The 13,237-nt window shown below is 28.4% G+C and carries 13 protein-coding genes; 5 read left to right on the forward strand and 8 right to left on the reverse strand.

Annotated features, from left to right (window positions below; genetic code table 11):
- Position 1 precedes the first annotated feature (1 nt).
- Positions 2-403: a bacillithiol system redox-active protein YtxJ gene (ytxJ, locus tag ACY2RW_RS12375; RefSeq protein ID WP_490123038.1), complete on the forward strand. Its 402-nt coding sequence runs from the start codon at positions 2-4 to the stop codon at positions 401-403.
- A gap of 60 nt (positions 404-463) precedes the next feature.
- The gene (locus ACY2RW_RS12380) at positions 464-2,011 is read left to right on the forward strand and encodes a DEAD/DEAH box helicase (protein ID WP_490123039.1); all 1,548 of its coding nucleotides are present in this window, start codon (positions 464-466) and stop codon (positions 2,009-2,011) included.
- A gap of 108 nt (positions 2,012-2,119) precedes the next feature.
- Here the strand turns inward: ACY2RW_RS12380 and ACY2RW_RS12385 are convergent, their stop codons facing one another.
- Positions 2,120-3,919 (reverse strand): DEAD/DEAH box helicase, encoded by a 1,800-nt coding sequence (locus tag ACY2RW_RS12385; protein WP_490123040.1) that lies wholly within the window; start codon positions 3,917-3,919, stop codon positions 2,120-2,122.
- A 123-nt stretch (positions 3,920-4,042) separates the two neighbouring features.
- Complete coding sequence (locus ACY2RW_RS12390; RefSeq protein ID WP_490123041.1) at positions 4,043-5,425, reverse strand: TlpA family protein disulfide reductase; 1,383 nt, start codon at positions 5,423-5,425, stop codon at positions 4,043-4,045.
- 175 nt (positions 5,426-5,600) lie between these two features.
- Between ACY2RW_RS12390 and ACY2RW_RS12395 the strand changes: the two genes are divergently transcribed.
- Complete coding sequence (locus ACY2RW_RS12395; protein WP_490123042.1) at positions 5,601-7,220, forward strand: ABC-F family ATP-binding cassette domain-containing protein; 1,620 nt, start codon at positions 5,601-5,603, stop codon at positions 7,218-7,220.
- A gap of 27 nt (positions 7,221-7,247) precedes the next feature.
- Here the strand turns inward: ACY2RW_RS12395 and ACY2RW_RS12400 are convergent, their stop codons facing one another.
- On the reverse strand, positions 7,248-7,619 hold the full coding sequence (locus ACY2RW_RS12400) for a peptidase associated/transthyretin-like domain-containing protein (protein WP_490123043.1): 372 nt from the start codon (positions 7,617-7,619) through the stop codon (positions 7,248-7,250).
- 1 nt (position 7,620) lies between these two features.
- Positions 7,621-8,562, reverse strand: coding sequence for a hydrogen peroxide-inducible genes activator (locus ACY2RW_RS12405; protein WP_490123044.1), 942 nt, complete (start codon positions 8,560-8,562; stop codon positions 7,621-7,623).
- Between the two features lie 117 nt (positions 8,563-8,679).
- On the opposite strand from ACY2RW_RS12405, the gene ACY2RW_RS12410 reads away from it, so the two are divergent.
- On the forward strand, positions 8,680-9,150 hold the full coding sequence (locus ACY2RW_RS12410; RefSeq protein WP_490123045.1) for a Dps family protein: 471 nt from the start codon (positions 8,680-8,682) through the stop codon (positions 9,148-9,150).
- Positions 9,151-9,167: 17 nt separating this feature from the next.
- On the opposite strand, the gene ACY2RW_RS12415 is transcribed toward ACY2RW_RS12410, so the two are convergent.
- The 3 genes from ACY2RW_RS12415 to ACY2RW_RS12425 all read right to left on the reverse strand — a co-directional run bounded on the left by ACY2RW_RS12415 (position 9,168) and on the right by ACY2RW_RS12425 (position 11,896).
- Positions 9,168-9,809, reverse strand: a complete 642-nt coding sequence (locus ACY2RW_RS12415; protein WP_490123046.1) for an acyloxyacyl hydrolase — start codon at positions 9,807-9,809, stop codon at positions 9,168-9,170.
- Between the two features lie 7 nt (positions 9,810-9,816).
- Positions 9,817-10,704, reverse strand: a complete 888-nt coding sequence (locus ACY2RW_RS12420; protein WP_490123047.1) for a 3-hydroxyacyl-CoA dehydrogenase family protein — start codon at positions 10,702-10,704, stop codon at positions 9,817-9,819.
- 232 nt (positions 10,705-10,936) lie between these two features.
- Complete coding sequence (locus ACY2RW_RS12425) at positions 10,937-11,896, reverse strand: Gfo/Idh/MocA family protein (RefSeq protein ID WP_490123117.1); 960 nt, start codon at positions 11,894-11,896, stop codon at positions 10,937-10,939.
- A 117-nt stretch (positions 11,897-12,013) separates the two neighbouring features.
- On the opposite strand from ACY2RW_RS12425, the gene ACY2RW_RS12430 reads away from it, so the two are divergent.
- Positions 12,014-12,655 carry a protein-L-isoaspartate(D-aspartate) O-methyltransferase gene (locus ACY2RW_RS12430; protein ID WP_490123048.1) on the forward strand — a complete coding sequence of 214 codons (642 nt, stop codon included), beginning with the start codon at positions 12,014-12,016 and terminating at the stop codon, positions 12,653-12,655.
- Positions 12,656-12,674: 19 nt separating this feature from the next.
- Here ACY2RW_RS12430 and ACY2RW_RS12435 read toward each other — a convergent pair whose 3' ends face one another.
- Complete coding sequence (locus ACY2RW_RS12435) at positions 12,675-13,217, reverse strand: DinB family protein (RefSeq protein WP_490123049.1); 543 nt, start codon at positions 13,215-13,217, stop codon at positions 12,675-12,677.
- Positions 13,218-13,237 lie beyond the last annotated feature (20 nt).

Below are 13,237 nucleotides of genomic sequence, written 5' to 3' on the forward strand. Positions count from 1 at the left end.
AATGGGTATATTTAATAATATGTTTGGGAATAAAAATGATAAAAAATCGAAACCAGAAAAAAAGTCATATTTAAATTGGATTCCTTTAACTTCTCTAGACCAATTAGATACAATTAAAAAAGAATCTGAAACAGAAGCTATATTCATTTTTAAACATTCTACTAGATGTGGAATTAGTAGTATGGTTATCAAGCGTTTTGGAGATTTATTTCAAGAAGAACATCAGCAATTAAAAGTCTACTATTTAGATTTGTTAAATTACAGAAATATTTCTGATGAAGTAGGATATACTTTTCAGGTAATGCATCAATCTCCTCAATTATTGATTGTAAAAAATGGCGTTTCTGTCTACAATGCCTCTCATTATGATATTGTACAAACAGATTTATCAAGATTTATGTAGATAAAATTTGGGTAAAACCTATTTTAAGTCTTACTTTTGTATCTTAAAATTTTTAAAATTTTGTCAGAAACAAACACTTCTCAAACAATTATAGGTAAAGAATTATACGGATATCAAAAAGATGCTCTTCAAGAGATTTTTAAGCGATTTGAAACTGCTCCTCAAGATTATCATTTATTATATCAATTGCCAACTGGAGGTGGAAAAACAGTCATATTTTCTGAAATTGTAAGACGTTACATAGCAACTTTTAAAAAGAAAGTTTTAGTTTTAACGCACAGAATTGAACTAAGCAAACAAACCTCTAGAATGTTAGATGAGTTTGGAGTTAGTAATAAAATTATTAATTCTACTGCAAAATTAGACGATCAAGCAGATTTTAATTGTTTTGTTGCGATGGTTGAAACTTTAAAAAACCGTTTAAACGATGATAAATTAGATATCTCTGATATTGGTTTGGTAATTGTTGATGAAGCTCACTATAATTCATTTACTAAAATTTTTAAGTTTTTTAACGATTCTTTTATTTTAGGTGTTACTGCAACTCCATTAAGTTCTAACATTAAATTACCAATGTATGAGAATTATCAAGAGTTATTTGTGGGTGAATCAATTCAAGATTTAATTGAAAACGAATATTTGGCAAAGGCAAATATGTATTCTTATAATGTAGGTTTAACTTCTTTAGAAGTTGGTGCAAATGGAGATTATACTGTAAAATCTTCTGAAGATTTATATACCAATTCAGACATGCTTTCTAAGTTGGTTTCTGCTTATGAAGAAACTGCAAAAGGTAAAAAGACGCTAATTTTTAATAATGGTATAAATACTTCTATTCAAGTATTTCATGCTTTTAAAAAAGCGGGTTATCCAATTGCGCATTTAGATAATACCAATACCAAAAAAGAACGTGAGTTAATTTTACGCTGGTTTCATAAAACACCCAATGCAATTATTACTTCTGTTAGTATTTTAACTACTGGTTTTGATGAACCTAGCATTGAGGCAATTATATTAAACAGAGCCACAAAATCGTTAACTTTATACTATCAAATGATTGGACGTGGTTCTCGTATTTTTGAGAACAAAAACACTTTTGATGTAGTAGATTTGGGTAACAATTTCCACAGATTTGGTCCTTGGGGAGCAGATTTGGATTGGCAAAAAATGTTTAGAGCACCAGATTATTATTTAAATGCTATTCTTTCTGATGAAGAAATAGAAAGTACATTTAGATATGAATTGCCTGCAGATATTAAAAAAGAATTTGCAAAATCTACAGATACCTATTTTGATATGAAAAAGGTATACATAGATACCATTAGAGCAGGGGAGTCTTCTAAAAGAGTGTTGGAAAAATCTATAGAGCACCATGCAAAAATGTGTATTGAAAATAGCGAGGACGTTTTTGATGCATTGATTTTAGCAAAGATGTTAGGAGAGGAGATAGATGATAGAATTAACAGATACGCAAAATGTATATCTAAAAGTACACACAATTTTGTAACTTGGTTAAAAGATGATTATCGTAAAAAATTAAATGCCTATTTGCGTTCTAATTTTGATGAAGACTTCGAAAAAATACATGGTTATCCACCTGAAGATTAATTGTATAAATAAAATTTAATAAACCAAAAAAAGCTCAGAATATTCTGAGCTTTTTTATTGAATTATTATAAGATTCCACTTGTATTCTTATTAAGAAACTGTGTTAGTTTACCTTTCTCTACGTCTTCTTCCAAATCCGCCAGATTTTCTGTCTCCAGTGTTTTTAGGTCTGTCAAATCTTCTGTCAGATTTTCTTCCATCATCTCGTCTTTTCGAAGAACCTTCAGAACTTCTGCGTTTTCCAAAACCACCATCTTTTTTTCCAAAAGGTTTTTTACCACCTCTTCTTCCACCTCCAGAACGTTCTTTTTTTGTAATTTCTACATTTACAGATCTTCCATCAAAATCAGGTTGATTTGTTGAAAAAGATTCTAATGTTTTTTCTTCGTAATTTTTATCAATCTCAAAGAAAGAAAATGTGTCTAAAATATCTATAGCACCAATTTCTATTTTATCACCAATGTTTTGATCGTTTATTAAACCGATTAATTTTGCAGGGTTTAAACTGTCTTTTCTACCAATGTTGATAAAAAAACGTGTCATATTATCTGCTGTTGCTCTAGCTCTAGAATTATCTCTTCCTAAATCATTTAAATCTTTAGAATTTTCATAATACGCTAACATAGTATTAAATTCTAATGAAACAAATTTTTGTATTAAAGCCTCTCTATCTAAATCTTTTAGCTTGTCATAAATACTTGGTAGAAACTCTTTAATTTCAGATTCATTTACTTTCGTTTTTTGAACCTTATCAATTAAATTCATTAATTGATTTTGTACAATTTCTTTACCAGTAGGTACTTTTCCTTCTACAAACTTCTTTTTTATAATTCTTTCTATTGCTCTTAATTTCCCTTTTTCTTTACCATTTACTAGTACAATAGAAATACCTGTATTACCAGCTCTACCAGTTCTACCACTTCTGTGTGTATAGTTTTCTATTTGATCTGGTAATTTATGATTAATTACGTGAGTTAATTCTGTTACATCTAAACCACGAGCAGCAACATCTGTTGCAACCAATATTTGGATTGTTTTTTTACGAAACTTACCCATTACAGAATCTCTTTGTGCCTGAGATAAATCTCCATGCAAAGAATCTGCATTGTAACCATCTTTAATTAAATTATCTGCAACTTCTTGTGTTTCTCTTCGAGTTCTACAAAATATGATTGCATAAATATCTGGGTTTAAATCTGCAATTCTTTTTAAAGCTGGGTAACGTGTTCTTTCTGAAACTGCATAATATTCATGGCTTACATTATCTGAACCAGAATTTTTTTCACCAGAAGTAATTTCTGCAGGTTTTGTCATATAATTTCTAGCAATAGCCTCTACTTCTCTTGGAAAGGTTGCAGAAAATAATAAAGTTTGTTTGGTTTCTGGAGTAGCTTCTAAGACTTTATCAAGTTCTTCTTTAAAGCCCATGTTTAGCATTTCATCAGCCTCGTCTAAGACTAACCATTGTACATTGCCTAATTTTAAAGCTCTTCTGTTAATTAAGTCTACTGTTCTTCCTGGAGTTCCTACAACAATTTGAGATCCTTTTTTTAAAGACCTAATTTGGTCTTCCATACTAGAACCACCATAAACAGTTGTTACTTTAACGTCTTTTAAATATTTGCAAAAATCTTTAATATTATTACCAATTTGAACTGCAAGTTCTCTTGTTGGAGATAATATAATAGCTTGTACATTACTCTGACTTGCGTCTATAAGTTCTAATATTGGCAAACTAAAGGCAGCAGTTTTTCCTGTACCAGTTTGTGCAAATGCTTTTAAATCGTCTGTAGATGAAATAATTTGCGGAATCGCTTTTTCTTGAATAACGGTTGGTTTTTCATAACCTAAATCCGTCAATGCTTTAATGATAGGTTCTTTTAAACCTAATTCTAAAAATGTTGACATTACTGTGTTTTTTGTGGATTCACAGAACGCCCACCTGTAAACCCGTTTATAAATTCGGACTGATTTTTAATGAGTTAGCCTCAAAATAAAAATCGTGCAAATGTACATTAAATAAAATAGATATTACTTGTTACTTAGCTCTTTTAATTGAGAATAAATATTATTTGAAGAAATAGATGCATAACCATTTACTACTTTACCATCTTTATTTATAATAATAGAACGTGGCATTTTGCTGGTTAAAAAATTATTAGCATCACTTTTAGAATCTATATAAAATTGTTTTTTAATATCTAATTTATGAATTCTGTTTTTAGAATTTCCATCAATTTCTACTTGAATAAAATTAATATTTGGAAATTTTTTTGATAAATAATTCATCCTAGAAGATATATAAGTATAAGAAACGTATTCTGAATTCCAAAAGAATAAAAACGTATTTTTTCCTTTTATAATATCGTGTATGTTATGTTTTCCTTTGGCTAAATCATAAAGTTCAAAATTTGTTAAAACCTTATTTTTATGAATTGCTTTACTATCTGCTAATAATTGTCTTACATTTTCTTTATCTTCTGTATTGGTACTTAAATCAAAATACGTATCAAATGCATCTTTATTTATATTGCAACTAGATTTTTTGTAAAAATGACTAATAACTGTTTGTCTTAAAAAAGCATTTTTAGACTTACTTGAAGTTATTTTTTTATCGATAGTTTTTAATAAATCTACAGTAAAACCTGATGAGTACTCATTTATCATCGGTTTATGTCCTAAAGCATAGGTGGTATTATATAAATAATTTCTAACATAATGACTGTAAGGAGGGTAGTACATTAAAGAATCATTATTAATACTCGCTAATTTTCTATGGCTGTAAAAACTTTCTTCTAAATCATGAAAATCTTTATCTGCACTATATTTTTTATGTACTACAGGATATCTTTCAACTCTTGCGTAAATAGGATAATTTAAAGCTACTTTTAAAACAAGATTAAACTCAGGGGTTTCTTCTGGATGATTAAATAAATATTCTTTATAAGTAATATCTTTAAGATATAAAATAGAATCTATTTTATTTTTAAATTGTGTAGGCTCTAGTTTATTAAACTTATAAAAAGTTTTATCATTTTTTTCATTTTCTAAAAAACAATCAATTAAAATATTATTTCTTTCTCCACCTTTACCAGAAAAAACTAAAGATTCATCAAAATCCCATGTATTTAAACGCAACATTAAGCTATCCTTTTTTTCTAAATAAATATACTGGTTTTCTATACCATGAACAAAATAATATAAACCTTCGTTTATGTCTTTGTATTCACCTAAAAAACGATTGTTTTCATCTAGTTTTAAGGTGTCTATTACTTTGTCCATAGAATATAATACTACATTATTTGTTTTTGGGTTTATAATTTTGCCTCCAAAAAATGTATTCGAATTTTTAGAAGAATTACAACCCACAAATAATAATAAAATTACAATAGAGTTAAGTAAGTTTTTTAACATATATAATTTCGCTTTTAAGCTACAAGCAAATTTAAGCACTCATCTTTCTTTTGCTTGTTAATTCGTTGTTAAATTAGTTCTTAAAAATCGCTAAAAATTTTAAGAAAAGCATTTAAAATCAAGCGTAGAAAAACAAATCAAATTCGTACTTTTGCACAAATTTTAAAAAAATAATATGTTATCAGTTTCTAACTTATCTGTACAATTTGGCAAACGTGTTTTGTTTGATGAAGTAAATACCAAATTTCAAACAGGAAATTGTTATGGAATTATTGGTGCTAATGGAGCAGGAAAATCTACTTTTTTAAAGATTCTTTCTGGTAAACAAGAACCTACATCTGGTCAAGTTCATTTAGAGGCAGGAAAACGTATGTCTGTTTTGTCTCAAAATCATAATGAGTTTGATGAGTTTCCTGTTTTAGAAACTGTTGTGATGGGAAATAAAGAATTGTTTTCTATTAAAAAGGAAATCGATGCTTTGTATGCTGATTATACAGATGAAAATGCAGAAAAAATAGGAGAATTACAAATTGTTTTTGAAGAAATGAATGGTTGGAATGCAGATTCTGATGCAGCAGCAATGCTATCTAATTTAGGTATTTCAGAAGATTTGCATTACACTTTAATGAAAGATTTAGATGGTAAACAAAAAGTACGTGTATTAATTGCACAAGCTTTGTTTGGCAATCCTGATGTGCTAATTATGGATGAGCCTACCAACGATCTAGACTTTGAAACTATTGGTTGGTTAGAAAACTTCTTAGCAAATTATGATAATTGTGTAATAGTAGTTTCGCACGATAGACACTTTTTAGATGCAGTTTGTACACATATTTCTGATATAGACTTTGGTAAGATTAACCATTATTCTGGTAATTATACTTTTTGGTACGAATCTTCTCAATTAGCTGCAAAGCAAAGGGCACAACAAAATAAAAAGGCAGAAGATAAAAAGAAAGAACTGGAAGAATTTATCAGACGTTTTTCTGCAAATGTTGCTAAATCTAAACAAGCAACTTCTCGTAAAAAAATGATTGAAAAATTAAATGTAGAAGATATAAAACCTTCTAGTAGACGTTATCCAGCAATTATTTTTGAAAGAGATAGAGAAGCTGGAGATCAAATTTTAAATGTAGAAGGTTTATCTAAAGAATTTGAAGGAGAAAAATTATTTAACGACGTTCATATAAACTTAAATAAAGGAGATAAAATAGCCATAATTTCTAAAAATTCTAGAGCAGTAACTGCCTTTTATCAAATTATAATGGGTAATGAAAAAGCAGATGCTGGTAAATTTTCTTGGGGAGTTACCACAACACAGTCTTATTTGCCTTTAGATAATTCTTCTTTTTTCCAAAATGGAGAATTGAATTTAGTAGACTGGTTAAGACAATATGCACAGACAGAAGAAGAACGTGAAGAAGTTTTTTTAAGAGGTTTTTTAGGAAAAATGATTTTTTCTGGAGAAGAAGCTTTAAAGAAAAGTAACGTTTTATCAGGTGGAGAAAAAGTGCGTTGTATGTTGTCTAGAATGATGATGAAAAGAGCAAATATTTTAGTTTTGGATGAATCAACAAATCACTTAGATTTAGAGTCTATCCAAGCATTAAATAACTCACTAATTAATTTTAAAGGAACAGTTTTATTTACGACTCATGATCATGAGTTTGCACAAACTGTTGCAAATAGAGTAATTGAGTTAACACCAAAAGGAGTTATAGATAGATATAGTACTTTTGATGATTATTTATCTGACCCAAAAATTAAAGAATTGCGTGAGAAAATGTATTCTTAAGAGCATTTAATTCATAAAAAAAGGAAGCTAAATTGCTTCCTTTTTTTGTTTAATTGTTTTTAAAGAAAAGTTTATTTTTACATTTTTTGAATAAACATATTTAGTCTTGAAAGATGATCGATGATAATCTTTTGATGCAAGAATTTGTATGTAAGCACTTTTTTTAAGTTTTATTGAATAATGACCTAAACTATCCGTACTAATTTTATAATTTTCATATTTACTATATGATTCATCTGGGCTATTCTCATAACAAGCATTCTGAATTCTTATTGTTGCATTTTTTATAGGTAAATTTCCTTCACTTTTAACAAAACCAGTTATAATAACATTTTCAATATCTCTATTACTAAAACAACTTATAAAAATTAATAATATAATTAATAAAAATTTTTTCACTCTATTTTTTACTTAAAGGACTTATAATTTTCACATCAGAAAAAGAAATTGCACCTCTAACAACACCATCAATTGTATTTTTAAGTGCTTCTATCAATTGCATTTTTAATTGCGATTTATGGTAAATTAAACTCACCTCTCTTGCAGGAGAAGGATTTTTAAATTCACGTAAATGGCTTTTATCTACTTCACTTAAATCTAATGTATGTAAGTAGGGCAGAAGTGTCATTCCTAACCCTTCTTTAGAAAGTTTTATTAAGGTATCAAAACTTCCGCTTTCTAATTGAAAGCCTTTTTTATTATCAAGTTTATGTGTTCTGCATAAATTTATGACACTATCTTTAAAGCAATGTCCATCTTCTAGCAATAAAATATCTTCCATTTCTAACTCGTCTGCAGATATGTGTGTATTGTTAAAAAGTCTATGATTTTGAGGAATTAACCCCACAAAAGGTTCGTAATACAAAGGTTTTTCTTTAATAGCCTCATTTTCTAGAGGTGTTGCAGCAATTGCAGCATCTATGTGTCCATCAGATAATTTTCTAACAATTTCTTCAGTCGTTAACTCTTCTATAATTAGTTTTACTTTTGGATATTTTTTGGTAAAATTTTGTAAAAACATGGGTAATAAAGTAGGCATAATTGTTGGGATAATTCCCAATTTAAATTCACCTCCAATAAACCCTTTTTGTTGATGCACAATATCTAACATCCTATTGCTTTCATCTACAATTGTTTTGGCTTGCTCAACTATTTTTTTACCTACTTCCGTTAACTCTATTGGTTTTTTAGATCTATTAAAAATTTGTACCTCTAACTCATCTTCTAGTTTTTGAATTTGCATGCTCAATGTAGGTTGAGTTACAAAACTATGTTCTGCAGCAACTGTAAAATTTTGATATTCTGCTACAGATAAAACATATTTTAATTGTGTTATTGTCATTTGTATAGTAAATTTTGATAAAGATATTAAAACTATCAATAATAATTATAGTTATTATCGATTAATTTCTAATAATTTTGAAGTGTACATAAATAAAGAATTCAAAATTTTAAAAAAATGAATAATATATTAGGATTAGATAAAAACGAGAGTGCAAATATAGTTGATAATTTAAATGGATTGTTATCAAATTTTCAAATTTATTATCAAAATTTAAGAGGTTTGCACTGGAATATTAAAGGGAAAAACTTTTTTGAATTGCATGTAAAATTCGAAGAGTTTTATACAGACTCTCAAGTTAAGATAGATGAGATTGCAGAACGTATTTTAACGTTACAAGGTAAACCATTACACACTTTTTCTGATTATATAGAAAAAGCTTCTGTACCAGTTGGTAAAAACATTTCTAATGATGTAGAAGGTGTAGAGTTGGTTGTAAATTCGCTTTCAGAATTATTAAAAATAGAAAGAGTAATTTTAGAAGCATCTGACAAAGCAAATGATGAAGGAACAAACTCTATGATGAGCGATTTTATTGCTGAGCAAGAAAAAACCATTTGGATGTTAAACTCATGGTTAGGCAAATAAAAACCTTTAATAGGTAATTATTTTAAGTGATAAGAAATACCAATTTCAAAACCTAAGAATGTATAACCATTGTTAGGTTTTTTTGTGTCTAAATTAGAAATATGCCCAACATTAGAACCTATATATAAATTTGTTTTATCTAGAAATTTATAATTAAACCCAAGAGAAGCATTTTCTATAAATGTAAAACCTTTGGCTAGTCTTTCTGTTCTTTTATTAATTGTGGCAACTCCTAATCCAGCAGTAATTTGCAGATCTAATTTTTTAAAAATTTCTCTGTAAAAAGAAAAACCCAATTCAAAAGCAAACAGACGCATTGTTTTTAATTGAGTAAATTCATCAATTTTTGCTTTAAAATTTTCTTGATCAGGAGTAACAAAAAAAGGGTTTAATAATTGATGCTTTGCGATTTGTATTTGTGGTTGTACAATTAATTCAATATCAAATCCTTTCCATTTTCCTAGGCTGTAAAAGGCTTGAAGTTTTATTGTGTTGGAAGTATAGTAGTAATCTTTATCATTAAAAATAAAATTATCTTCATCTACATAGTTGTAGAGAATTCCAATTTTTTTAATATTAAAAATACCTTTTTTATTTTCTTGTGCTTTTAAATAAAAGCAAGAAAGAAAAAACAGAAAGAGTACTATTCTTCTTATCATTAAAAAATTATGAAAACATTTTAGCAACTTTTTCAGCCTTTCTACTTTCAGAGTAATCATAAAAACCTTCACCAGATTTTACGCCTAATTTTCCAGCCATTACCATATTAACTAATAAAGGACAAGGTGCATATTTTGGGTTTTTAAATCCATCATACAAAACATTTAAAATAGATAAACAAACGTCTAAACCAATAAAATCTGCCAATTGTAAAGGTCCCATAGGATGAGCCATACCTAACTTCATAACCGTATCAATTTCTTCTACACCAGCCACATTGTTATATAAAGTTTCTATAGATTCGTTAATCATTGGCATTAAAATTCTATTAGCCACAAATCCTGGATAATCATTAACCTCAACAGGAATTTTATTTATTTTTTTTGATAAATCAACAATAGTTTGCATTACACTATCAGACGTATTGTAGCCTCTAATAATCTCTACCAATTTCATAATTGGTACAGGATTCATAAAATGCATTCCAATAACTTTTTCAGGTCTATTTGTAGCAGCTGCAATTTGCGTAATAGAAATTGATGAAGTGTTGGTTGCTAAAATGCAATTTTCTGAACAAACTTGGTCTAACTCTTTAAAAATTTTCGATTTTAAAACTGCATTTTCTGTAGCAGCTTCAACAACTAAATCAGCATTTTTTACGCCTTCTTTTATAGAAGTATATGTTGTAATATTGTTTAAAGTTTGGGTTTTATCAGCTTCCGATATTTTTTCTTTGGCAACCATTCTGCCTAAGTTTCTATCAATTGTAGCCATTCCTTTTTCTAAAGAAACTTCAGAAATGTCTATTAAACTTACATTATAATTAAATTGCGCAAACGTATGAGCAATTCCATTTCCCATTGTTCCAGCACCAATTACTGCTATATTTTTCATCAATAATATAATTTATTTTTGGGCGTTTTAACAGGCTATCCACTATATCTTTTTTACTTTGTTCTCGATACAAATTTGTTCATTCTTCACAAATTTACTCGAACTGACAGTAAAAAAGGATGTCGTTTCTATCCTTAACGCACTTATTTATTAACTTTTTGGTTAGCTTAAATATTTTTTGATTTATTTAACTTCCAATTTCCTTTTTCAAACTTCCAACTTCCAGCTTACTCTAAAAACAATCAATCACCATTTGCGCAACTCTTAAGGCTTCTGTACCAGCACTTAAAGTAACTACAGGAGTTGTGTTATTATTAATTGCATCTGCAAAAGTTTCTAATTCATCTAAAATGGCATTGTTGTTTTCTATTTCTGGATTTTCAAAGTAAATCTGTTTTTTAACACCTTCTGCATTTTGTAAAATCATAGCAAACTCATCTGGATTTTCAGGAACGTCTTTCATTCTTACCAATTCAGATTCTTTACTTAAAAAATTTACAGAGATATAAGCATCTTTTTGAAAAAACCTTGACTTACGCATATTTTTCATAGAAATTCTACTAGCAGTTAAGTTAGCTACACAACCATTTTCGAATTCAATTCTAGCATTGGCAATATCTGGAGTATCAGAAATTACAGAAACTCCACTAGCATGTACATTTTTTACTTTAGATTTTACAACAGAAAGTATAATGTCTATATCATGAATCATTAAATCTAACACAACAGGCACATCTGTACCTCTAGGGTTAAACTCAGCCAATCTATGTGTTTCTATAAACATTGGGTTATCTATCATATCTTTAACAGCTGTAAAAGCTGGGTTAAAACGCTCTACATGACCTACTTGACCTTTTACATGATATTGGCTAGCCAAAGTTTTAATAGCTTCTGCTTCTAAAACGGTTTTAGAAATAGGTTTTTCAATAAAAATATGACGTCCTTTTTCGATTGCTTTTTTTGCACAATCAAAATGAGATAAAGTAGGTGTAACAATATCTACAACGTCTACAGCATCAATTAAATCTGTAATAGAATTAAAAGAAGTATAACCAAATTCTTTGGCAACATTGGTTGCATTTTCTTTAGAAGGATCGTAAAACCCAACTAAATTATATTTTTCTGATTGTTGCAACAAACGCAAATGAATTTTGCCTAAGTGACCAGCACCTAAAACCCCAACTTTTAACATAAATAATTGTTTTTGTGTGTATTCTGAAATTAAAAAATCGAACGCTAACAAATATACAATTTTATGCCTATTTATATCAATTTATTACTATTTTTAGAACTCAGAAATTTGTAAATATTGAAAGATACTTCTAAACATCAAGGGCTTCGAAATAAGTTAGCGAATGTGCTAAAAGCAAAAGGAATTGAAGATGAAAACGTATTAAATGCAATTCGTAAAATACCACGTCATTTGTTTATAGATAGCAGTTTTGAATCTCATGCTTATCAAGATAAAGCATTTCCTATTGCAGCAGAACAAACTATATCTATGCCTTACACAGTTGCTTTTCAGTCACAAACTTTAGATGTTAAAAGAGATGAAAAAATCCTCGAAATTGGTACTGGTTCTGGTTATCAAACAGCAGTGTTATTAGAGTTAAAAGCAGAAGTATATTCTATAGAAAGACAACAAGAATTATTTAAAAAAACTTCATTGTTTTTACCAAAATTAGGTTATAAACCTAAGAAGTTTATTTTTGGTGATGGTTATAAGGGTTTGCCAGAACAAGCTCCTTTTGATAAAATAATAGTTACTGCTGGAGCACCTTTTGTGCCAAAACCATTATTAAGCCAATTGAAAGTAGGAGGTAAGTTGTTAATTCCTGTGGGAGATAAAACACAAATAATGACGCTTTTCATCAGAAAAACTGCCAAAGAATTTGAAAAGCACGAATTAGGCGATTTTGCTTTTGTACCAATGTTAGAAGAGAGGAATTAAATACAAAAAATTTATATAATTATTGATATAAAATATATCTAGGTGGTTTTAGTCCATTTAGTCTTAAATAGACAAGCATTTGCCCTCTGTGATTTGTAATATGATCTGAAAGCAACATTAAAATTTGACGTTTTGTTCTGTTTAAACCTAAATAGTCCAATCTATCATCTAATTTTTTTGTGTCAAATTTGGAGATTAATTTTATAGTTTCATCAAATGTTTTATTAATCGCAGCAATCATTTCTTTTTTTGACTTATCATCAATTTTTAGTTCTGTATCTGTATTCCAATCTCTTGCTTTTCGACCACCTAATAAGGTTTGACTATGCCAATCCATTGCCCAGGCAATATGCATCAAATTTTCTGCAAAAGTCATTGATTCTGGTGAAGCTTTAAAATCATACTTCTCTTTTGGCATTTCTTCTGCAACTAAAATCAAATATTTTCTAGAATTTTCTAATCGTTCTAGATAATCTTTTATATAATTACTTTGCTGAGACATTATGTTTGAAGCTATTAAAGAAAAAAATAAAAGAAGGCTAAATTTAATTTTGTATTTCATTTGATTTTGATATTTATATA

The sequence above is a fragment of the Polaribacter sp. 2305UL8-11 genome (assembly GCF_058147165.1).